Consider the following 21,753-nt stretch of genomic DNA (forward strand, 5'->3'; position numbering starts at 1 on the left):
ATGGTTTTAGTAAGTTCTTAGTCTTTTTTAGCTTTAATTATATAAGATTTTTAAGCTCATTTTAAAGTAGATAAAATTTATGACAAATATATTATTATGTGGTGGTTCTGGTACGAGGTTGTGGCCTATTAGCAGGACTTTAATGCCAAAACAATTTATTAAATTATTTGACAATAGGTCACTTTTTCAGCTAACTGCACTACGAAATAGTGAAATTTGTGACAATACATTTGTGATTACAAATATTGATCATTACTACTTGGCGATAGATCAGATAGAGAATTTAAATATCACAAATTTCAAATATCTTCTCGAGCCAGTCGGTAGAAATACTGCACCAGCGATCACATTGGCTTGTCTAGCACTTGATCCAAATGAAGTGGTTTTAGTAACGCCATCGGATCATTTGATAAAAGAGATTAAAGCATACCACACAAGCGTAAAAGCTGCAAAAGAGCTGGCAGAGCAAAATTTCTTAGTTACTTTTGGCATAAAGTCAAGGTCGCCTGAGACGGGATTTGGATATATAGAAAGCTATAATGGTGATGTAAAGGCTTTTTATGAAAAGCCAGACTATGAAAGGGCATTGAAATTTCTAAAAGATCAAAATTTCTACTGGAATTCAGGTATGTTTGTCTTTAAGGCAGGCGTTTTCTTGGATCAGATGAAAACTTTTGCTCCTGAGATACTTGAAGCATGTAAATTAGCTTTTGATAACGCAAAAAAAGACGAAATTGATATCAAGATAGATGTTATTGACATGCAAAATATTCCGCAAAATAGCATAGATTATGCTGTGATGGAAAAGTCTGATATCGTAAAAATGGTAGCCCTAGATGCATCTTGGAGTGATCTTGGAAGTTTTGATAGTTTGGATGAGCAGCTACAAAAAGATATCAATGGAAACACAATAAATAGCGATCTGGTGCAGATAAATTCTCACAATAATCTAGTCCTATCTAGTGGTAAAAAAATAGCTTTGATAGATGTTGATGATCTAACTATAGTTGATACAAAAGATGCTCTTTTAATATCTAAAAAATCCTCTAGCCAAAAAGTAAAAAATGTGGTGGAAATTTTAAAAGAGGAGAGCTCTGAGCTTTGTAATACTCATCTTACTACGAACAGACCATGGGGAAACTACACTGTCCTTGAAAATCAAGATGGTTATAAGATAAAGATAATAGAGGTAAAACCTGGCAAAAGACTATCTTTGCAAAAGCATTTTCATAGAAATGAGCATTGGATAGTGTTATCAGGTAGCGCTACCGTTACGATAGGTGAGACAACTAGACTCGTTTGTCCTAATGAGTCTATCTATATAAAAATGGGTGAAATTCATAGGCTGTCTAATGAAGGAAAAATTCCTGTGGTTTTAATAGAAGCTCAGGTCGGTGAATATACAGGTGAAGATGATATAATTCGCCTAGATGATGATTTTAAAAGGTGATTTATGGATAAAAAAGTAGCGTTAATAACTGGTATAACTGGTCAAGATGGATCGTATTTAGCGGAATTTTTACTAAAAAAGGGCTATATAGTCCATGGTGTAAAAAGGCGAACGAGTCTTTTTAATACAGATAGGATAGATCATCTTTACCAAGATCCTCATGTTGATAATAGAAATTTTTTCTTGCACTATGGCGATATGACAGACTCTATGAACTTAACAAGGATCATCCAAGAAGTACAGCCAGATGAAATTTACAACCTAGCTGCCATGAGCCACGTGCATGTTAGCTTTGAAACCCCAGAATATGTCGCAAATGCTGATGGCACAGGCACTCTTAGATTGCTTGAAGCTATAAGGATATTAGGGCTTGAGAAAAAGACTAAAATTTATCAAGCCTCTACATCTGAGCTTTACGGAAAAGTGCAAGAGACACCGCAAAGCGAAACGACTCCATTTTATCCAAGAAGTCCTTATGCGGTCGCAAAGATGTATGCGTACTGGATAACGGTTAATTATAGAGAGGCTTATGGCATTTTTGCTTGTAATGGCATATTATTTAATCACGAATCACCAGTTAGAGGTGAGACATTTGTAACTAGAAAGATCACAAGGGCAGCTAGTAAGATAGCGCTTGGGCTTCAAGACAAGCTTTACCTTGGAAATTTAGACGCCAAAAGAGACTGGGGTCATGCAAAAGATTATGTAAAGATGATGTGGATGATACTACAAGCCCCAGAGCCAGAAGACTGGGTGATAGCAACTGGACAAACAACAGCGGTTAGAGATTTTGTAAAATTTGCATTTGCTTATGCTGGCATAAATTTGAGATTTGAAGGGGCTGGTGTAGATGAGGTAGGAGTCGTGGACTCACTAAATTTTGAAAAAGCAAAAGAGTTAAATTTAGATATATTACATTTAAGTATCGGACAAACTGTGGTTTGCGTAGATCCAAGATATTTTAGGCCAACAGAGGTTGACTTACTGCTTGGAGATCCTAGTAAAGCAGAGAAAAAACTAGGCTGGAAAAGAGAATTTAACCTTCAAGACCTAGTAAACGATATGATGAAGTCGGACTTAAAGCTCATGGCAAAAGATGTCTATCTAAAATATGGTGGATATGAGATAATGAGCTATTTTGAGTAAAAAATGGATAAAAATAGCAAAATTTATGTAGCAGGACATAAAGGACTAGTAGGCTCTGCTATAGTGAGAAATTTAAAATCAAAGGGCTATGAAAATATAATCACAAGAACTCATAGCGAGCTTGATCTAATGGATCAAAAGGTAGTTTGTGAGTTTTTTGAAAAAGAAAAGCCCGAGTACGTGGTGCTAGCTGCTGCAAAGGTTGGTGGAATAGTGGCAAATAGTACCTATAGAGCTGACTTTATCTATGAAAATTTACAAATTCAAAATAATGTGATCCACCAAAGCTATGTGCATAAGGTAAAAAAACTACTATTTCTGGGAAGTACTTGTATATATCCTAAAAATGCTCCACAGCCAATGAGCGAAGATGTGCTTTTGACATCTCCACTTGAATATACAAATGAGCCATATGCGATCGCTAAAATAGCTGGCATGAAGATGTGTGAGAGCTATAATCTGCAGTATGGTACAAATTTTATATCTGTTATGCCTACAAATTTATATGGTCCAAATGATAACTTTGATCTAGAAACCTCGCATGTGTTGCCAGCACTTATAAGAAAGATACACTTAGCAAAGCTTTTAAGCGAAGAAAAATTTGACGCAGTGGTAAAAGATCTAAAAGCAAAAGATATAAATGAAGCTATGGCTTATCTTGGTAAATTTGGTATTTCAAAAGATAGAGTAGAAATTTGGGGTACAGGAGAGCCTAGGCGAGAGTTTCTACACTCAGAAGATATGGCCGATGCTTGTGTATTTTTACTGAAAAATAGAGACTTTAAAGATACTTATGACAAAAATAGCAAAGAGATAAGAAATACGCATATAAATATAGGAACTGGCAAAGATATCTCTATAAAAGAGCTAGCAAATTTGGTTAAAAACATAGTTGGCTTTAAAGGTGAGCTATATTTTAATGATAACAAGCCTGATGGAACGATGCTAAAACTAACTGACCCATCTAAGCTCCACTCTCTTGGCTGGAGTCATAAAGTAGAGCTTGAAGACGGGATAAAGACACTTTATGAGTGGTATTTGAAAATAAATGATAGATAAAATAATATTATTAAAAAATCATCAAGGCTTTATGAAGTATTTTAAAAATACCTCATGGATTTTTTTTGAAAAAATACTCCGTATGTTTGTTGGACTTTTTGTGGGTATTTGGGTGGCTAGATATTTAGGACCTGAAAGATTTGGGCTTTTTTCATACGCTCAAAGTTTTGTAGGACTTTTTACTACTATTGCTACACTTGGACTTGATAGTATAGTGGTGCGAGAGATAGTAAAAGATGAAAGCAAAGCAACCGAGCTAATAGGTACCGCTTTTTATCTTAAGCTCATGGGTGCTATTTTGACGCTATTGGTTTTGGCAATTGCTACCTATTTTACTTCGAATGATAGATATACAAATTTATTAGTGTTTATTATAGCTAGTGCTACTATATTTCAAGCATTTAATGTTGTCGATATGTATTTTCAATCAAAAGTTTTATCGAAATATATAGTGTTTTCTAATATTATCTCTCTTTTTGCAAGTAGTATAGTAAAAATTATACTCATTTTGATTGATGCCCCACTCGTAGCTTTTGCATGGGCTATTCTATTTGATAGTATAGTTTTAGCTTTAGGGTTTATTTATTTTTTCTTGAAATATTCAACTCTTATGGTAAGAAAAATATATTTTAGTAAATTGATTGCAGCTGATTTATTAAAAAATTCTTATCCGATTATATTGAGTTCGGCAGTAATTGCAATTTATTTGAAAATAGATCAAGTTATGATTAAAAGTATGTTAGGAGAAATAGCTGTTGGACAATATACGGCTGCAACTAAGTTAAGCGAATCTTTTTATTTTATTCCACTGGTTATTTCTTACAGTTTCTTTCCTGCGATTGTGAATTCAAAAAATTGCAATGAAATATACTATGCTAGGCTTCAAATGCTTTATAATTTGGTGGTATGGATAGCTATTGCGATAGCGCTCCCAGTTACTATTTTGTCTGATAATATTATAGATATACTTTATGGTGATCAATATTATCAGGCTGGAAGTATTTTAATAATACATATTTGGACCAACATACTGATTTCCATAGGTGTTATTAGTGGAGATTGGTTTATAGCGGAAAATTTACAAATTTTTGCATTTTGGAGATCATTTTGTGGAGCTAGCATAAATATAATTTTAAATTTTGTATTAATTCCAAAATATGGAATTCAAGGGGCTGCTGTTGCAACTTTGATTAGTTACTTTATTTCAAACTTAGCTTTTGATTTTTTTAATAAGAAAACTAGAAAAATTTTTTTTATTAAATTAAAAACAGTTATTTTAACAAGAAGAATATTGTCATGGCGTCAATTTTAATTTTAAAAGATTTATTTTATATAAATAAAACTATAAATATATTTTGGAATAAAGTATGAAAATAGGCATTATAACAACGTATGACGAATTAAATTTTGGAGCCTATCTTCAGGCCTATTCGTTATCAAATTTTATAGAAAGTTTGGGGCATAATGTTGAGCTTGTTAATTATAAAAGCTTAGAATATAAGATAGCTGAACTTAAGGCAACATATAAAATAAAAAATCCAATATATCTTTTAAGGGTATTTTATAAAAGTATAAAATTTAATAGAGTGCTTTCGCTATTAAATATATCTAAAAATTTTAATAATATTAAAGAAATAAATGATTGTTCATATGACCTATTGATCTTTGGAAGCGATGAGATATGGAATTTAAACAATGCCTTAGGCGGCATTATAGATACGTATTTTTTTGGAGATGGGCTGGCTGGTAAAAAAATTTCTTATGCAGCCAGCTTCGGAAGTACAGATGTATATGATGGAAAAATAAGTAATATTAAAAATATGCTTTTAGACTTTTCAGCTATTTCTGTTAGAGACCAAAATTCAAAAGATATTGTGTCAAAAATTTCTAATATGCCAGTAGACATAGTTCTTGATCCGACATTTTTGATAGATCATAACGTTCCAAAGCCAAATTTGGACGGTAGGTATATTTTTTATTACTATCTTGGCAATAATAAAAATTTAGAAGATGAAATGATAGCTTTTGCCAAAGGAAAATCACTTGATATCATTTCTTTTGGATATAAGAGTAAAAGATTTAAAAATATTATTTCTATAGATCCATTCGAGTGGTTAAGTTATTTAAAATATTCCGATTTCGTAGTTACTAATATGTTTCATGGAACGGTTTTTTCTATTTTATTTGGTAAAAAATTTATGGTTGATATTACGGATTATAGAAAAAACAAACTAGAGTTTTTAATAAATATGTTTGAGCTAAAATATAGAAAATATTGTGAGGGTTGCTTTCAAAATATTGATAGTGATATAAATTATGAGCACGTATTTAATATCCTTAAAGCCCATAGAGCCACTTCTATAAACTTTTTAATGGAAGCATTAAAATGATAAATATATTAAGAACCATAAAAGCTTATATTATGTTGTATTATTCGTGTTTGTCTGATATACATAGGTATTTTAAATACTCATTAACAAATCCAAATAATAAATTTAAAGATGATAATATGAGTTCTATAGTATTGGCTCAAATACATTCGATAGAAAGAGCGTTTAGTTTAAAAAATATTAAAAAGGAGTTTGGAAAAGAATTAGTAAGTAATTTGAAAAATAATATTAAATTTATAAAAAATAATGAGAATTATAAATACGAGTTAACACTTTTTAATAGCGCTATTGCGGAATATAATAAACATCATGATTATTCCAAGGAAAATATTTTAGAGATAAAACCGTATAAAAAATATAAACATATCAGATTTAATACATCTAGTAGCTTTAAAAAAGTTATATTAAGTAGACACTCCATAAGAAATTTTGGCGATACAAAGATAAATGATTCTGATGTTGTCAAGGCTATATATATGGCAAAAAACACAACCCCATCTGTGTGTAATAGGCAAGGATATGAAGCATTAGTTGTAAGAAACAAAGAAACCTGCAAAAAAATATTGGCACTACAAAATGGCAATAGTGGAATAAGCGGTATTCAAAATATAATTGTAGTTTGTTCTTTGATACCGTCGTTCTTTGGGTCAAATGAGAGAAATCAGCCATATATAGATGGTGGGATATTTTTAATGTCCCTATTGAATTGTCTTCATTTTAATAATATAGCAAGTTGCACGCTAAATTGGTCTACGGATACAAAGACAGACAAGAATCTTAGGGGGTTGTTGAAAATTCATGACTCAAGGGTTATTATAGCGTTAATAGCTATTGGCACATATGAAGTAAAAGAGATAAACATAGCGTCATCACACAGAAAAAAATTAAATAAAATTATTAAAATAGTGGAGTAGTTAAAATGGAAAATATACCAATATCTATGCCTTATATAGGTAAAAAAGAAAAGGAATATGTTCTTAAAGCATTAGAATCCGGATGGGTGTCATCTATAGGTGAATACATAGATACTTTTGAAAAAAAATTTGCAAAATATTGTGATACCAAATTTGCCCTAACTACATCAAATGGTACCACTGCTTTGCATTTGGCTTTAGCGGCATTTGGTATTTCAAGTGGAGATGAGGTGATTGTACCAGATTTTACATTTGTTGCTACAGCTAATGCTGTAAAATATACTGGCGCAAATGTAGTTTTTGCTGATATAGACAAAGATAGTTTGTGTATTTGTGTAGACAGTATAAAAAAACTAATAACAAAAAAAACAAAGGCCATAATACCGGTTCATATATATGGTCATCCAGCCAACATGGATGAAATAAATAATATAGCTAAAGAAAATAATCTTATTGTTATAGAGGATGCGGCTGAAGCTCATGGTGCCGAGTGGAATGGTAAAAAAGTTGGTAGTCTTGGAGATGTTGGAATTTTTAGTTTTTATGGTAATAAGATTATAACCTCTGGAGAAGGAGGTATGATCACAACAAATGATGAAAACATATATAGTAGGCTTAGATTTTTACGAGATCATGCCATGAGCAAAGAGAAAAGATATTGGCATACAGATATAGGTTTTAACTATAGGATGACAAATATCCAGGCAGCATTAGGGTTGGCCCAGTTGGAGAGTATTGACAAATTTATAGATAAGAAAAGACTTATCTATAAATGGTATAAAGATGAATTAAGTGGTATTGAAAATATAAGATTAAATTATGAGCACCCTTTAGCGAGAAATGTTTATTGGATGGTGTGTTTAGAGTTAAAAGATTATTCAGAAGAGAAAAGAGCGGAATTTATGCAAAGAATTAAGGAATTGGGCATTGACTCTAGACCATATTTTTATCCTATATCTGATATGCCAATGTATAGTGGTGTCAATTGTGATACTAAGATCACTCATATGATTTATAAGACTGGAGTGAATTTGCCAAGTTACTATACTATTACTCAAGAGGAAGTTAAATATATTTGCGGGAGTATTCAAAATGTTTTATAAATTTTTAAAGAAGCATCCAGTAAAGGAGTTTAGTGATTTTAAGAAAAAGGTTCAACACAAGTACAACACTCTTGGTATAGATTTTAATATCATAAATTATCCAGTTAGTAAAGAAAACCCTATGGAAAATCCAGATCACTATGCAATATTTGCATACTGGATAGCAAAAAAAATACTTAATAATAGATTGATAGAGGGGGGGGGTGAATCTAAGTTGGAAATACTAGATGCAGGAAATACGAAATTTTCTAATATGTTTAATAGTATTACTAATAATGTTACTGCATTAGTACTAGAAGAGCCTTTGGACAATATATCGGACGTGAAATATATAAAACATGATATATCAAACGCGTTACCATTTTCAGATAAAACTTTTGATGTCTTTACTTCTCCAGGAACACTACATCTTATTGGACAAGGAAGATATGGTGATGAATTAAACCCTTGTGCTTTATTGGAATTTTTAGAGGAATTAAATAGAGTGACAAAAGATAATTCTAAAGCATATATCATGCTTCCATTGGGTAAAGATGCTTTATTATTCGGATATCATTTTATTTATTCATATGAGTCTATAGTAAAGATATTTAAATATTGGAATGTTACAGATTATATGGTAGATAATTTAGTAAAATTTGGAACTATTTCAAAGTTACCTTTACCATCTTGTGGTAGATTTAATAAGGATACAGATATATCTAATTTTAAAATAGGCGATTATAAAATTATATATTTAGAGCTCTCTAAAAAATGAAAAAAATAGGTATTCTTGCATTTGGAGATCCAGAAGGTGGTGGTGTTTATCAATATACTCGCTCTATTATAGATATAATCATTCAAGACAAAGATAATACATATATTGTATTTGCTGATGCTAACAATGATAGTTTTGATGACTATAATATAGAGATTAGAAAGATAAATAAACCAAATATCTTTATTTTCAATAAATTAATAAGATTCTTTCAAATTTTATTATTAATTAGAAAGCCATTGTTTTTTACAAAATCTGAGAAGGATATTTTTCTTGATATAGATAAATTCATTTGTCCTGCTATATCCTTATATCCGCATTTCTATTTAAATAAGCCTTTTGTTTTTACATTGCATGACATGCAAGAAAGATACTATCCATATTTTTTTACATTAAGAGATAAGGTTATAAGATGGCTAAATAATAGGTCTTTATCAAAAACAGCAGATAAAATTTTATGTGAATCTCAATTTGTAAAAAGTGATATTATAAAATTTTTGGGAGTTGATCCCAATAAGGTGCATGTAGTCCAATCACCGCCTCCAAAGTGCTTTAATAGTAGCACCATAGATGAAAATTTGTATAAAACCATAAAAGCAAAATATAACCTTCCTGAAGAATATATCTTCTATCCAGCTCAATTTTGGCCACATAAAAACCATATAAAATTATTAGAAGCCTTTAGCATTGTTAAAAAGGAATTCAAGGATTTAAAATTGGTCTTTACTGGTTCAAAGCAAAATAACTTTCAAAATGTGGATCATAAAATAAAAGGACTACAATTGCAAAATAGTGTTATTTATCTTGGATATATAGATTATTCTGATCTTCCATTCTTATATAAGATGTCTAAATTTTTGGTGATGCCCACACTTTTCGAGAGCATTAGCATCCCCATATATGAAGCATTTTCATTAAAAGTTGCAGTTTGCTGTTCTAATGTTGTAGCTTTGCCTGAGCAAGTGGGTGAGGCTGGCTTGTTATTTGATCCAAATAATGAAAAAGATATTGCTAAAAAGATGACCATGTATTTAAGAAATGATGAGCTACTGACAGAAAAAGCAGAACTAGGGTGTTTAAAAATAAATAGTTTTGATTATGAGACTTACAAAAAATCCATCCTAGAGATAATAAATTCATGAGCTTAGAACAACCAAAAATTTCTATTATAACAGCTGTTTTCAATGGTGAGAAGTATTTAGAGCAGACTATTAAAAGCATCATAAATCAGACCTATAAAAATTTTGAATATATCATAATAGATGGTGGAAGTACCGATGGCACAGTAGAGATCATTAAAAAATATGAAGATAAAATTTCTTATTGGACCAGCGAAAAAGATAAAGGTATAAGTGATGCTTTTAATAAGGGTGTAATGGCTGCAAAAGGCGATTATATAAATTTTCAAGGCGATGGTGATGGATTTTTGTCTGGTGAAACTTTAGAAGAGATTTTTAAAGATATAAAGGCTGGAGAGCTATCTATAATAAGCACAAGAATACAAAGGGTAGATGAAAATGGAAATGAAATTTATAGGTCCAAATTTATAAAGAATTTTAATAAAAGATCACTACTATTTAGGATGTCTTTACCGCATCAGGGGTTGTTTGTGCCAAAGAGCTATTTTGATAAATATGGTCTTTTTGATCTAAATAATAAATTTTGCATGGACTATGAGCACTTGATTAGAAGTTATAAAAATTTCCCAAGCGTTATAACTATGGATATTATTTCTGCTAGATGGCGAGATGACGGCATTGGGAATGGAAGAACTCTGGAGATATTTAAAGAGTATGATAAGATAAAAAGAGATAATAAAGTAGCCAGTGCATTAGTTTTGGATCTAATTAAATATTGGATTTTATTTAAATACTATGTCAAAAGGTTTATTGGGAGATCATGAAATGCTAAATGTATTAAAATATATATGGAATAAAAATAATGGTATATATAAAATAAAATATTTGTTTATTGGCATATCTTTTCAAATTTTTAAAAGATTATCAAAAAAGATAATATCAAAGACCATTTTTAATGGCAAAAATATTTTTTTATATCCTAATTGCAATGTGTCGAGCATGTATGCATATACCGATATACCAGATAGAGAAGAAATTTTACTATTAAGAGAATTTGCAAAGCAAAACAATTGTCAGAAATGCGGTAAAACTATATTTTTAGATATTGGTGCAAATATTGGTTCCTATAGTATCTCAATGATGGATGTTTGTGATAGTATTATAGCCTTTGAGCCACATCCATATACTTCCAAAAGATGTAAAATAAATTTTTTGCTAAATAATTTGGACGAAACACTTGTAAAACAATTGGCTCTATCAGATAGTATAGGTAGTGTTCATTTCTCAGATTATGGCGGGAGTTCAACTGTAAATCATATAATTCAAACGGAAGATGGCATAGAGGTACAAGCAATAACATTAGATAAATTTATCGTTGATAATAATTTTGCCCAAGATGATAGATATATAATAAAAATAGATGTTGAAGGCTTCGAAGAACAAGTGCTAAAGGGAGGAAGGAACTTTTTTACACAATATAATGTTCAAGCTATTGTATTTGAATGTTTTTCTCAAAATAGAGTATTTAATATATTAAAAACGTATGGTTTTACAGAAATTAAAAAATTAAGTGAGAATAACTATTGTGCAACAAAGAGTTGAATGGGTTGATACTTTAAAATTCATAGGAATATTGTCGGTTATATTAGGTTATATAAATTTCCCACTAAATGGCTTCATATATACTTGGCATATGCCGCTGTTTTTTATGGTCTCTGGCTTTTTTATAAAATTTGAAACCCATTTTAAAGATTTTGTAGTTAAAAATTTTAAAAGATTAATGATCCCATACTTTATTTTTTCTATTGTTGGTCTTTTTATAGAGATACTAAAAAGATATCTGCTACATAGAGAGGCTCTAGATTATACACATGAGATCAAGGGAACTTTTATAGATATGGATTTCGCTGGACTTTGCAACACCTATGCTTTCGTGCTATGGTTTTTGCCAGCACTATTTTTTTCAAGAGTATTTTTATATTTGATAAAAAATAAAATACCTAGCTTGCTCTTACAATCACTTGTAGTTGTGTTTTTATTTATGGCTAGCTTTTATATCGATCTCCCATTTGGGATTGATAATGCCCTTAACTCATTTATGTTTGTCTATGTGGGGAATATTATTTTTGAAAAAAGATTGCCTAATATATTGGTTTTGCTGTCTTTTACAGTGCTTGTGGCGATCTATCTTTTTGGATTTAACTTAAATTTGGACATGGCAAGTAAGGTTTATTCTAACAAATTTTTAAATGTGATTTGGACTGTCTCTTTCGTCTATGGGCTTATTTTTTGCATAAAAAATATAAGATTAAATAGTAAATTTATCAAAATATGGGGCAGCAACACCATGCTACTTTTTATACTGCACCCATATACCAACAATATTGCTCACATAGTTGTTCAAAAGGTTTTACAATCAGATTACTGGTTGTTTAAATTTATTATTTCTATAGTGTTACTATCTCTTGTGATTTTTATAAAAGAGAAAAATAAAAGTTGGTTGGTTTTTAAATATGTATGATTATTTGATAATTACACATATACCAGCTTTTTACAAAGTAAATTTATATAATGAACTGGCAAAAAGATTAAAAATATTTGTGATATTTATCTCTTCAGATACTTCAGAAAAGCGCTCAAATAGTTTTTCTAGCGTAAATGATGTATTGTTTGATTATGAGATTTTATACCAAGGAAATTTTCAAACAAGAAAAATTTTTAAAAATATACTGGCTATTCAAACCATACTCAGCAGAGTAAAATTTAAGAAGATTTTGGTTAGCGGATGGGATTTGCCAGAATTTTGGTATATAGCTTTTATGAGCAAAAAAGGCAAAAATTGCCTGGCTCTTGAGTCAACTATCTTTGAAAGTAGTTATAAGGGATTAAAGGGTTTTATAAAAAAGATCTTTTTGTCAAGGATTTCTACTGTTTTTGCCTCTGGTAGCTTGCATTATGATTTGCTAAAAGCATTAAATTTTCAAGGAGAAGTAAAAGTCACAAATGGTGTTGGTATCATAAATAAACCAGAATTTATAAAAACTCAAAAGAAATTTAGTGGTAGATTTTTATATATTGGCAGGATTGTGGATATCAAAAATTTAAAATTTATAGTAGAGATTTTTAATGCTATGCCAAATTTTACCCTCACTATTATCGGTGTTGGGGAGCAGCAGGAGTTTTTGCAGTCTATTTCAAATAAAAATATAATCTTTAGAGGAGCTGTAGAAAATAAATTTATGGGTGACGAATTTGCCAAAAACGATGTTTTAATTTTGCCTAGTTTGATCGAACCTTGGGGGTTGGTGGTAGAGGAGGCGTTGTATTTTGGACTACCGGTTTTGGTAAGCGATCGTTGCGGATCTTCTGAATTAATCAAAAACGGTATAAATGGCTTTACATTTGATCCTGCAAACAAAAATAGTCTTATGCAGATAATAAGAAATTTTGACGATACATTATTGCAAAATTTGTGTAGCAATGCTGATAGCTATGATATTAATGCCAAAGATACACAGCAAATAAGCGCATACTTATGAAAATTCTAATAATCCACAATAAATACCAATCAAACAATATTGGTGGTGAGGATATTGTTTATAAAAATGAGCTAAACGTCCTACGCAAAAAACTAGGAGATGAAAATGTTTTTTGCTATGAAGTTTCAAATGATAATATCAATAAATTTAAACTTCTTTTTGAGATATGGTTTTCAAAAAAATATTACAAAGAGGTTAGAGAAATAATAAAAGAAAATGGTATTGAAATTGTTCATGTTCATAACTTTTTCCCACTTCTTACGCCTGCTGTTTTTAAGACCGCTAAAGATAGTAAAACAAAAGTAATCCATACCCTGCATAATTATAGATTATGGTGCATATCTGGGATCTTATATAGAGATGGTTTTGGTATTTGTGAAATTTGTGCGCATAAAAAATTTTCTTTATCTGGCATTTTAAATAGATGTTATAGAAAGTCGCTTTTGCAAAGTTTTGTGGCACAGCTAGCTTTTTGGTTTTATAAATTATCTGGGGTTTTTAAAAACATTGACTACTTTTTTGTCTTAACAAATTTTCAAAAAGATAAGATTAAAAGTTTTGGAGTAGATGAGGGTAAGATCATTTTAAAGCCAAATAGCTTACAAATGAGTTTTAATACGGAGACACAAAAATACGACTATGTATATGTAGGGCGGCTAGAAGAGTCAAAGGGGATTTTGAAACTTTTAGAAATCTGGGATCAGCTGGACGAAAAGTATATTTTAACCATTGTTGGTGGTGGAGATATTGAGGCACAGCTTAGACAAAAATATAAAAAGCCAAATATAATATTTAAAGGGAAGTGTTCAAGAAAAGAAACTATGACTATCGTATCACGTTCAAAGTATTTGATACAATCATCGCTCTTGTATGAGACTTTTGGTTTGACTATTATCGAAGCTATGAGCGCAGGAGTGCCTGTTATAGGATATGATATAGGAACTCGTCGAGATTTTATAGAAGATGGCATAAATGGATTTTTAAGTGGGCCTGATGAGCTAAAAAGTGTGATAGAAAGATCATATGACTTTGAGGGCTACGATAGACTTTCAATGGCTGCAAAAGAGAGTGTAAAGCAATATGAAAATGAGTATGTTATTGAAAAGCAGATTGAAATTTATAAAAATATTCTGGAGAACAAAATTTGAAAATATCAATCATAACGGTAGTATGGAACAATGCAAAAACTATAAGAGATGCTATAAATTCTGTTTTAAATCAAAGCTATAAAGATGTAGAGTATATCGTTGTAGACGGAGCTAGCACTGATGGTACTATTAAGATAGTTCAAAGCTATGGTGATAAGATCAAATTTATCAGCGAAAAGGATAATGGCCTATACGATGCTATGAATAAAGGCATTAGGATGGCTACTGGGGATATTGTGGGTATATTAAATAGTGATGATTTTTATGCCAGTGATAAAATTTTACAAATAGTGGCTAATGAGTTTTTAAATAGTAATACCGATAGTGTATATGCAAATCTTGAATACGTATATGCAAATAATCCAAAAAAAGTTATAAGATATTGGAAGTCAAAAAAATATCAAGATAGCCTTTTTAGGTCCGGTTGGCATCCTGCACATCCTACCTTTTTTGTTAAAAGTGAAATTTATAAAAAATATGGAATGTTTGATCTTAGCTTTAAAATCGCCGCTGATTATGAGCTCATGTTAAGATTTTTTGAAAAATATAAGATCACAAGTAGTTATGTTGATGAGGTTTTTGTCAAAATGAGGATGGGTGGTGAAAGCAACAAAAGTATTAAAAATATTATAAAAGCAAATATTGAGTCATATAGAGCGTGGCAGGCCAATGGGCTTTATATAAATCCATTAATGTTTCTTCTAAAACCTTTTTCAAAGATAGTTCAGTTTATAAATAAATCATATGGGTAAAAGTATTTCTGCTCTAATGCTTGTCAAATATCGCTAGAATACCTTAAAACAAAAAGCTTATACAGATTTCTTAAATTTTAAAAACTAAAATTTATTATTTTATCTTTAGTATTTCTATAAATTTTGCCAATTTAGATTTATCTATATCTTTATAATAAAATTTGTATTAAAAAGCTTTACGTAAGAGATAAAATTAGGCAAGATTAAAGTACTTACCTGATTTACTAGAAAGTTTAAACTCCGCCCCGCTAACTATGTATTGTTCCTATCAGCCTTTTGCTTTAAAAATTCATCTTCCTCTTTTGTAGGGTTATAATCATCTCTCAAAATTTTTTTCTTAGTATCAATCTTTTGCTCCAACATCTTATTTTCATAAATTTTTATATATTGGCTTCCAGTATTCAAGGTAATTTCCAAAGCTAGTGCTATGTCCTGCATCATAGTGGCAGCTTGCACGTTTTGGCTCTTTATCGCTATCAAGGAGTTTTTATGACGACATGTGAGTTGCAGATATTGACTAGGTAGTTTTCATCTTTACCGATAACTGCGAAGCAAGCGTTAGCTAATTCTAAATTTATCCATTGCATTTACTGCTTATAAACAAATTTAATTACTAAAGAATTAAGCTAAATAAAATAGAAAATAAAATATAATCCCAAATCTTTGGTCCCGTAGCTCAGTTGGTAGAGCACTACCTTGACATGGTAGTGGTCGATGGTTCGAGTCCATTCGGGGCCACCACTTCTAATAAAACATCCTAAACAAGAGATTTAAAAATTAATTATTAGTAAATTTTATAAAGATGCGGTAAAGACTTATTTTAAATAATCTTTCACATCATACTCTTTACCAGCATCGTGATCTTTTAAAAGCTTTGCCACAATAGGGCTTAAAATGATGATGGCAATTAAATTTGGTACGACCATCAAGCCATTAAACATATCTGCTAGGCTCCAGACAAAATCAACCTTTTGCAAGCTTCCCAAAAAGACAAAAACGACTACTAAAATTTGAAAAGCTCTGACCGCTTTTGCCCCAAGAAGATATCTTACGTTGATCTCAGCAAAATAGTACCATCCAAGAATCGTTGTAAATGCAAAGAAAAATAGGCAAACAGCTACGAAACTATATCCGCCAACCTTGCCAAAGATATGCGATGAGAAGGCTTCTTGCACTAAGGTTATACCTGTAAAGACTGCTTTACCATTTTCAAAGCTAATAACATTTGCAGTGAGCACTACAAAAACGGTTATATTTAAAACGATAAAAGTATCTACAAAGACGCTCATTATGCCAAGTACGGCTTGATCGACTGGGTGTTTGACATTAGCTGCGGCGTGTGCGTGTGGAGTTGAGCCCATGCCAGCTTCATTGCTAAAAAGCCCTCTTGCTATGCCGTATCTCATCGCAGCTGCTATGCTAGCTCCAGTAGCTCCACCCCACGCAGCTGAGGGATCAAATGCTGCTTTGTAGATAAGCAAAACTGCATCTGGAATTTCGTGAAAATTTAAAGCGATAATGATTAGTCCAACACCTACATAAAGTAAAGCCATCAAAGGCACGATCTTTTCAGCCACTCTTGCGATCGCCTTTACGCCACCTATAAAGATGACCGCGCAGATGACTGCTAAAAAAGCTCCAGTTATCCACTGAGGTATACCAAAAGCACCTTTAAAGCCGTCTGAGATAGAGTTTGCTTGAACCATATTGCCGATAAAGCCAAGTGCGATGATGATAGCGATAGCGAAAAATCCAGCTAAAATTTTTGCCCATTTTCCCTTTAATCCACGACTTATATAAAATGCCGGACCGCCTATCGTGTGTCCGCTATCGTCTTTTGTTCGGTAAATTTGAGCTAGGCAAATTTCAGCAAAATTTGTAGCCATGCCTAAAAACGCAGCGCACCACATCCAAAATATCGCTCCAGGACCACCCATGATAAGTGCTGTTGTCGCACCTACTAGATTGCCAGTGCCAACTTGTGCGGCGATTGCGGTTGCAACTGCTTGAAACTGGCTCATACCAGCCTTGCCAGCAGCTTCGCCGTGAAGCGAGAAATTCCCAAAAAGCTCTTTTAAGCCCATTTTAAACTTAAAAATTTGAACAAACCCAAGCCTAATAGTAAAAAATAGTCCAGTGCCGCAAAGTAGGGCGATAAGGAAGTATGGACCCCAAAGAAATGAATTTATACTTTCAACACAATTATTTAAAATTTCAGCAAAATTTGTAGGCATTTTCTTGACTTTCATTGGTGTAGTTTAGAGAGCGAGTATATTTAAAAAAATATAAAATTAGAATAAATAAGAAAAATTTTTTAGCTTGGCTTAAAATTTCGTGCTAGTTTTCGGCTTACTCGTGGCAAGCGTGTTTTTGATAGCTAGATTTTATAGCAGATATTTTTACGCTCTAAGTTATTTTTTGATTGATAATTTCTAAATTTATTCCGCAAAGACGGCTTATGAGGACTAAAATTATTTCTTGATTTTTGGATTTTAAAATTAGGTTTTTGCGTGTTTAAGACGGCTTTTTAAGAGAAATTTGCAATTTTTATTGCGCGGATATAACTTGGCAAAACGTATTTAGCTCTTAGTTTTGCTAAAAATTTTATCAAAAGCGTTTAAAAGGCTTTGGCGTTAAATTTTGCTTCATTGTTATTTGCTGGATTTGCCATATTTTATCCGCTATTTGACTTGTCAGTAGCCACGCTCTGCGTCAAATTTTTCTCGCCGATCGTCGCCTAAAGCTGTTTAAAAATTTCTGGAAATTCGCTTGCTCTGCTATAAGCCGTCGTTAATCTACCCCGAGGCACGTATTCTATCTTTAAATTTGTGATGTATGCTAAATTTTGCTCGTTCATCTACATTTCGTTTAAAATTTACTCCATAAATCCGACAGAGTAAAGCCAAAAATTTAGCCCTTGGATTTTATTTTCTCTAGCCACTCATTTAGCGTTTTTTCAAAGCCTATGCCCTTGCTTTTGTAAAAAACGAGCGGTTTTTCTAGGTATTTTTGCTCGACCCAGCCGCCAAAATCATGCGGATAAAGGTAGTCTTTGCTCTCTTTTGTGTGATTTTTTAGGTATGGTGGAATCTTTAAAATTTCTTCGCTTTGCACGTATCTTAGTGCGGCATTTATCGCGTTGTAGCTGGAGTTTGACTTTGGCGAGCTGACTAGATAGATAGCACACTGAGCCAGTATGATCCTAGCCTCTGGAAAGCCTATCTCTTTTACCGTGCTTACCGTACTTGCGGCTAAATTTAGCGCATTTGGGTTTGCGTTGCCGATGTCTTCGCTCGCAAATATCGCCATGCGTCTTGCGATAAAATCTGCACTTTCGCCAGAGTCTATGAGTCTTGCGAGATAGTAGATGACGGCATTTTCGTCGCTTCCGCGCAGGCTTTTTATAAAAGCGCTTGCTAGCTCGTAGTGCGTATCGTCCTCTTTTGCCCCCTCTTTTAGGGCGTTTTGGCGAAGTGTCTTTAAATTTTCCAGACTCACATTTTCATCAAGCGTGATGGCAAATTCAAGTAAATTTAGCATGGCTCTTGCGTCACCACCACTACTTTTAAATAAATATTCTTTGGCTTCATCATTTATACTAAAAGAAATTTGCTCTCTGATCTTGCCAAGAAGCTCCTCAAAATCGCTACTGCTAAGCGGTCTAAACTCAAAGAGCATCGAGCGGCTTCTGATACCTGAGCTTAGTGTGAAAAAGGGATTCTCCGTGCTAGCGCCAATAACTAGGGCTTTGTAGTTTTCCATGGGGATTAGCAGTGCTTCTTGTTGGGTTTTGCTAAGCCTGTGGATCTCGTCTATGAAAAAGAGTGGCTTATTTAGGGCGTTTTCGTAGTTTTTTAAAATTTTGCGAAAGTCATCTATCTTTAAATTTCCGCCATCAAACTCGTAAAAGTCGTAGTTTGCACCACTTGCCACCGCCCTTGCAAAGCTTGTCTTGCCACAGCCTGCTGGACCATAAAAGATGGAGTGTGGGATTTTGCTAGAGGCTATAAATTTTAAAAATGCCGCCTTAACCGCCTTTTGTCCGCAAATTTCATCCAAGCTTTTTGGTCTAAACATCAGTGCAAGTGAGCTCAAATTTACTCCTTTGCCGCTTTTGGCAAAATTTTGGCCTTTGCGCTAAGGCTCTCTATCTTTAGCTCGTAAATTTTCATGTTTTTTAGCCCATACTGCGCCGCTGTTTCAAAGGTGTTCATCGCATAAGCTGTGTACTTTAGGCTGAGAATTTTTAAAATTTCATATTTTTTAGCTTCGTCTGTGATCTCGTAAACTTTAGTTTTTGCGATGGCACTTTTATATTCAGTCGTAAAAACCTTGCCACCAAGTGCCTTGCCGTCGTCTTTTATCGCCTCTAGCTCGCTATCATTTAGATGCGGGACTTTATTAAAGCTTACACAAACAAACTCCACTTTTCGTCCATCTTGAAGTAGTTTTGCCTTACAGCCAGCGGTAGCTCCGTGTATAAAAATGCTTTCACCAACTCTAACAGGCGAGATCGGTACGCTAAAAATTTCTCCCTCATCATCCACGCATGAAATTACTGCATATTCGCATTCATCTATGATTTTTAGGCCATCTTCGCGGCTTAGCTCTCTATCTTTTCGTCTCATTTTTTATCCTTTTTTTGAAAGAGCATTTTAAAATTTAAGTGCTTAAAGGCTAGTATAACGCAAAATTTTTCAAGGAAAAACATGAAAAAAATAGCTATTTTTGCCATTTTACTTGGCGTAAATTTAGTCCATGCAAACGATGTTTGCAATGAATATATCAAGCAAAGTAGGCTCTATCTTGATGAGTTTTATGCCAAAGAGAGCAAACGACTCGCAAACGATGAAAAGGCGTTAAGGCTTTTTGAGCTTAAATTTGATGAGTTTAAACAAAGGCAAAGCGGCCAAGAAGCCATAATTTTGCAAAACAAAGATGAAAAATTTTGCAAAAGAAAGCTTGAAGAGACAAACAAACTTTTAAATGATCTAAAAAAATAGATCAAATTTTTACGTTTAGATCCCAGTCTATTGGCGTTTTGCCGTGTTTTGCTAGATAAATGTTTGCTTTCGAGAAGTGACGGCAGCCAAAAAATGCTCCACGAGCCAGTGGGCTTGGGTGGGCTGCTTCTAAGATGAGGTGCTTGCTAGCGTCTATTAGCGGCGCTTTGGCTCTAGCCGGGTTGCCCCAAAGCATGAAAACTACGTTTTGTAAATTTTGGCTAACTTTTTTTATTACAGCGCCAGTAAAGCCTTGCCAGCCAAAGCTTGCGTGGGAATTTGCCACTCCAGCGCTGACGCTTAAAGTCGAGTTTAGTAGTAGTACGCCTTGTTTTGCCCATTTTGTGAGATCGCCGCTATTTGGCTCTTTTATGCCAAGATCAGCATAAATTTCTTTATAGATATTCACAAGACTTGGCGGGACTTTTACGCCACTAGGTACTGAAAAGCTTAATCCCATGGCTTGATTTGCGCCGTGATATGGATCTTGGCCTAGGATTACGACTTTGACATCGTGAAATGGCGTTAGGTTAAATGCATTAAATATAAGCGCACTTGGTGGATAGACGGTGCCAGCGCTCTTTGCTTTTAAGAAATTTTCTTTGATACGCGCGAAATTTTCACTCAAAAACTCATCTTTTAGCACCTCTTTCCAGCTTGGCTCGATCTTTATGTCGTCTAAATTTATCTGCATTTTCCTGCCCTTTATAAGTTTTAGCGGTATAATTTTAACTAAAATTTATCCAAAGGAAAGAGCTGTGTCTGAGCAAATTTTTAATAAGATATATGAGCTTCTTAGCAAGAATGAAGCCAAATTTAAAGTCCTAAATCATGAGAGTGCGACCACTTCAGAAGAAGTGGCAAAACTTAGAGGAACAAAGATGAGCCAAGGCGCAAAGGCTCTAGTTTGCTCTATTAAAGGAGTGAATGAGGAGAAATTTAGGCAAATTTTTAAAGATGAAAATGTGCTAAATGATTATTTGCTAAGCGATGAAAAGCCAGCGATGAAGGCTGGTAAAGCTTATATCTTGGCTATTTTGCCAGCCGATATGCAAGCAAATCTTGATAGCTTGACAAAAAAATTTGACGGCAAAAGGGCAAGCCTAGCTAGTCCAGATGAAGTTTTGGCATTGACAGATTGTGTTTTTGGTTCGGTGCCACCATTTAGCTTTCATAAAAATTTACACATTGTAGTTGATGAAAGGTTGCTACAAAGAAACGATGAGATCGCATTTAATGCAGGACTACTTGATAGATCGATCATTTTAAATACAAAAGATTATACGAAGATAGTACGACCAACGCTAATAAATTTTGCAGAATAAAAAAGTGCTAGGCTAACCACTTCCTAGCACTAAATATTGTCGGGAGAAAAATGAATTTAAATAATGCAAAGACGAGAAATTGCTAAAT

General features: G+C 32.8%; 22 protein-coding genes and 1 tRNA gene. 18 read left to right on the plus strand and 5 right to left on the minus strand.

The window, feature by feature from the left end; translation table 11 throughout:
• Positions 1-79: 79 nt before the first annotated feature.
• The 15 genes from A3854_RS06245 to A3854_RS06315 all read left to right on the plus strand — a co-directional run bounded on the left by A3854_RS06245 (position 80) and on the right by A3854_RS06315 (position 15,337).
• Positions 80-1,450 carry a mannose-1-phosphate guanylyltransferase/mannose-6-phosphate isomerase gene (locus A3854_RS06245; RefSeq protein WP_084041766.1) on the plus strand — a complete coding sequence of 457 codons (1,371 nt, stop codon included), beginning with the start codon at positions 80-82 and terminating at the stop codon, positions 1,448-1,450.
• A gap of 3 nt (positions 1,451-1,453) precedes the next feature.
• Positions 1,454-2,596 (plus strand): GDP-mannose 4,6-dehydratase, encoded by a 1,143-nt coding sequence (gene gmd / locus A3854_RS06250; RefSeq protein WP_084041767.1) that lies wholly within the window; start codon positions 1,454-1,456, stop codon positions 2,594-2,596.
• Positions 2,597-2,599: 3 nt separating this feature from the next.
• Positions 2,600-3,655: a GDP-L-fucose synthase family protein gene (locus A3854_RS06255; protein ID WP_084041768.1), complete on the plus strand. Its 1,056-nt coding sequence runs from the start codon at positions 2,600-2,602 to the stop codon at positions 3,653-3,655.
• Positions 3,645-4,967 (plus strand): flippase, encoded by a 1,323-nt coding sequence (locus A3854_RS06260; RefSeq protein WP_257639882.1) that lies wholly within the window; start codon positions 3,645-3,647, stop codon positions 4,965-4,967. Before A3854_RS06255 ends, A3854_RS06260 begins: the two co-directional genes overlap by 11 nt.
• 55 nt (positions 4,968-5,022) lie before the next feature.
• On the plus strand, positions 5,023-6,045 hold the full coding sequence (locus A3854_RS06265) for a polysaccharide pyruvyl transferase family protein (protein ID WP_084041769.1): 1,023 nt from the start codon (positions 5,023-5,025) through the stop codon (positions 6,043-6,045).
• A 119-nt stretch (positions 6,046-6,164) separates the two neighbouring features.
• Positions 6,165-6,959, plus strand: coding sequence for a nitroreductase family protein (locus A3854_RS06270; RefSeq protein WP_180378662.1), 795 nt, complete (start codon positions 6,165-6,167; stop codon positions 6,957-6,959).
• 5 nt (positions 6,960-6,964) lie between these two features.
• On the plus strand, positions 6,965-8,062 hold the full coding sequence (locus tag A3854_RS06275; RefSeq protein WP_084041771.1) for a DegT/DnrJ/EryC1/StrS family aminotransferase: 1,098 nt from the start codon (positions 6,965-6,967) through the stop codon (positions 8,060-8,062).
• Positions 8,052-8,819 carry a DUF268 domain-containing protein gene (locus A3854_RS06280; RefSeq protein ID WP_084041772.1) on the plus strand — a complete coding sequence of 256 codons (768 nt, stop codon included), beginning with the start codon at positions 8,052-8,054 and terminating at the stop codon, positions 8,817-8,819. Before A3854_RS06275 ends, A3854_RS06280 begins: the two co-directional genes overlap by 11 nt.
• Positions 8,816-9,961, plus strand: coding sequence for a glycosyltransferase family 4 protein (locus A3854_RS06285; RefSeq protein ID WP_084041773.1), 1,146 nt, complete (start codon positions 8,816-8,818; stop codon positions 9,959-9,961). Before A3854_RS06280 ends, A3854_RS06285 begins: the two co-directional genes overlap by 4 nt.
• Positions 9,958-10,722: a glycosyltransferase family 2 protein gene (locus tag A3854_RS06290; RefSeq protein ID WP_084041774.1), complete on the plus strand. Its 765-nt coding sequence runs from the start codon at positions 9,958-9,960 to the stop codon at positions 10,720-10,722. The genes A3854_RS06285 and A3854_RS06290 overlap by 4 nt, the downstream gene beginning before the upstream one ends.
• Positions 10,709-11,500: an FkbM family methyltransferase gene (locus A3854_RS06295; RefSeq protein WP_159070924.1), complete on the plus strand. Its 792-nt coding sequence runs from the start codon at positions 10,709-10,711 to the stop codon at positions 11,498-11,500. Before A3854_RS06290 ends, A3854_RS06295 begins: the two co-directional genes overlap by 14 nt.
• Positions 11,484-12,419: an acyltransferase family protein gene (locus A3854_RS06300; protein WP_257639886.1), complete on the plus strand. Its 936-nt coding sequence runs from the start codon at positions 11,484-11,486 to the stop codon at positions 12,417-12,419. The genes A3854_RS06295 and A3854_RS06300 overlap by 17 nt, the downstream gene beginning before the upstream one ends.
• 79 nt (positions 12,420-12,498) lie before the next feature.
• The gene (locus A3854_RS06305) at positions 12,499-13,437 is read left to right on the plus strand and encodes a glycosyltransferase family 4 protein (protein WP_219336937.1); all 939 of its coding nucleotides are present in this window, start codon (positions 12,499-12,501) and stop codon (positions 13,435-13,437) included.
• On the plus strand, positions 13,434-14,585 hold the full coding sequence (locus tag A3854_RS06310; RefSeq protein ID WP_084041778.1) for a glycosyltransferase family 4 protein: 1,152 nt from the start codon (positions 13,434-13,436) through the stop codon (positions 14,583-14,585). Before A3854_RS06305 ends, A3854_RS06310 begins: the two co-directional genes overlap by 4 nt.
• Positions 14,582-15,337, plus strand: coding sequence for a glycosyltransferase family 2 protein (locus A3854_RS06315; protein ID WP_084041779.1), 756 nt, complete (start codon positions 14,582-14,584; stop codon positions 15,335-15,337). The genes A3854_RS06310 and A3854_RS06315 overlap by 4 nt, the downstream gene beginning before the upstream one ends.
• Positions 15,338-15,589: 252 nt before the next feature.
• Here A3854_RS06315 and A3854_RS06320 read toward each other — a convergent pair whose 3' ends face one another.
• The gene (locus A3854_RS06320; RefSeq protein ID WP_141081840.1) at positions 15,590-15,778 is read right to left on the minus strand and encodes a hypothetical protein; all 189 of its coding nucleotides are present in this window, start codon (positions 15,776-15,778) and stop codon (positions 15,590-15,592) included.
• 224 nt (positions 15,779-16,002) lie between these two features.
• Here A3854_RS06320 and A3854_RS06325 point away from each other — a divergent pair.
• Positions 16,003-16,078, plus strand: a tRNA-Val gene (locus tag A3854_RS06325).
• A 74-nt stretch (positions 16,079-16,152) separates the two neighbouring features.
• Here A3854_RS06325 and A3854_RS06330 read toward each other — a convergent pair.
• From A3854_RS06330 to A3854_RS06340, 3 genes are all read right to left on the minus strand, one after another.
• Positions 16,153-17,571 carry an alanine/glycine:cation symporter family protein gene (locus A3854_RS06330; RefSeq protein ID WP_084041781.1) on the minus strand — a complete coding sequence of 473 codons (1,419 nt, stop codon included), beginning with the start codon at positions 17,569-17,571 and terminating at the stop codon, positions 16,153-16,155.
• A gap of 676 nt (positions 17,572-18,247) precedes the next feature.
• Positions 18,248-19,414 carry a replication-associated recombination protein A gene (locus A3854_RS06335; RefSeq protein WP_257639887.1) on the minus strand — a complete coding sequence of 389 codons (1,167 nt, stop codon included), beginning with the start codon at positions 19,412-19,414 and terminating at the stop codon, positions 18,248-18,250.
• A gap of 20 nt (positions 19,415-19,434) precedes the next feature.
• On the minus strand, positions 19,435-19,965 hold the full coding sequence (locus A3854_RS06340) for a pyridoxamine 5'-phosphate oxidase family protein (RefSeq protein WP_084041783.1): 531 nt from the start codon (positions 19,963-19,965) through the stop codon (positions 19,435-19,437).
• Positions 19,966-20,046: 81 nt separating this feature from the next.
• Here A3854_RS06340 and A3854_RS06345 point away from each other — a divergent pair, with 81 nt between their 5' ends.
• The gene (locus A3854_RS06345; RefSeq protein ID WP_072594049.1) at positions 20,047-20,340 is read left to right on the plus strand and encodes a hypothetical protein; all 294 of its coding nucleotides are present in this window, start codon (positions 20,047-20,049) and stop codon (positions 20,338-20,340) included.
• 1 nt (position 20,341) lies between these two features.
• Here A3854_RS06345 and ung read toward each other — a convergent pair whose 3' ends face one another.
• Positions 20,342-21,034 carry a uracil-DNA glycosylase gene (gene ung / locus A3854_RS06350; RefSeq protein WP_084041784.1) on the minus strand — a complete coding sequence of 231 codons (693 nt, stop codon included), beginning with the start codon at positions 21,032-21,034 and terminating at the stop codon, positions 20,342-20,344.
• A gap of 64 nt (positions 21,035-21,098) precedes the next feature.
• Here ung and A3854_RS06355 point away from each other — a divergent pair, with 64 nt between their 5' ends.
• Complete coding sequence (locus A3854_RS06355; protein ID WP_084041785.1) at positions 21,099-21,665, plus strand: YbaK/EbsC family protein; 567 nt, start codon at positions 21,099-21,101, stop codon at positions 21,663-21,665.
• The last annotated feature ends 88 nt before the right edge of the window (positions 21,666-21,753 follow it).

This window comes from Campylobacter concisus (genome assembly GCF_002092845.1).
Taxonomy (GTDB): domain Bacteria; phylum Campylobacterota; class Campylobacteria; order Campylobacterales; family Campylobacteraceae; genus Campylobacter_A; species Campylobacter_A concisus_AQ.

Excerpts from the sequence above, each read along its gene's own strand:
- A3854_RS06245 (WP_084041766.1), top strand. The coding sequence starts at position 80 with ATGACAAATATATTATTATGTGGTGGTTCTGGTACGAGGTTGTGGCCT.
- gmd (WP_084041767.1), top strand. The coding sequence starts at position 1,454 with ATGGATAAAAAAGTAGCGTTAATAACTGGTATAACTGGTCAAGATGGA.
- A3854_RS06255 (WP_084041768.1), top strand. The coding sequence starts at position 2,600 with ATGGATAAAAATAGCAAAATTTATGTAGCAGGACATAAAGGACTAGTA.
- A3854_RS06260 (WP_257639882.1), top strand. The coding sequence starts at position 3,645 with ATGATAGATAAAATAATATTATTAAAAAATCATCAAGGCTTTATGAAG.
- A3854_RS06265 (WP_084041769.1), top strand. The coding sequence starts at position 5,023 with ATGAAAATAGGCATTATAACAACGTATGACGAATTAAATTTTGGAGCC.
- A3854_RS06270 (WP_180378662.1), top strand. The coding sequence starts at position 6,165 with ATGAGTTCTATAGTATTGGCTCAAATACATTCGATAGAAAGAGCGTTT.
- A3854_RS06275 (WP_084041771.1), top strand. The coding sequence starts at position 6,965 with ATGGAAAATATACCAATATCTATGCCTTATATAGGTAAAAAAGAAAAG.
- A3854_RS06280 (WP_084041772.1), top strand. The coding sequence starts at position 8,052 with ATGTTTTATAAATTTTTAAAGAAGCATCCAGTAAAGGAGTTTAGTGAT.
- A3854_RS06285 (WP_084041773.1), top strand. The coding sequence starts at position 8,816 with ATGAAAAAAATAGGTATTCTTGCATTTGGAGATCCAGAAGGTGGTGGT.
- A3854_RS06290 (WP_084041774.1), top strand. The coding sequence starts at position 9,958 with ATGAGCTTAGAACAACCAAAAATTTCTATTATAACAGCTGTTTTCAAT.
- A3854_RS06310 (WP_084041778.1), top strand. The coding sequence starts at position 13,434 with ATGAAAATTCTAATAATCCACAATAAATACCAATCAAACAATATTGGT.
- A3854_RS06320 (WP_141081840.1), bottom strand. The coding sequence starts at position 15,778 with ATGATGCAGGACATAGCACTAGCTTTGGAAATTACCTTGAATACTGGA.
- A3854_RS06330 (WP_084041781.1), bottom strand. The coding sequence starts at position 17,571 with ATGCCTACAAATTTTGCTGAAATTTTAAATAATTGTGTTGAAAGTATA.
- A3854_RS06335 (WP_257639887.1), bottom strand. The coding sequence starts at position 19,414 with ATGTTTAGACCAAAAAGCTTGGATGAAATTTGCGGACAAAAGGCGGTT.
- A3854_RS06340 (WP_084041783.1), bottom strand. The coding sequence starts at position 19,965 with ATGAGACGAAAAGATAGAGAGCTAAGCCGCGAAGATGGCCTAAAAATC.
- A3854_RS06345 (WP_072594049.1), top strand. The coding sequence starts at position 20,047 with ATGAAAAAAATAGCTATTTTTGCCATTTTACTTGGCGTAAATTTAGTC.
- ung (WP_084041784.1), bottom strand. The coding sequence starts at position 21,034 with ATGCAGATAAATTTAGACGACATAAAGATCGAGCCAAGCTGGAAAGAG.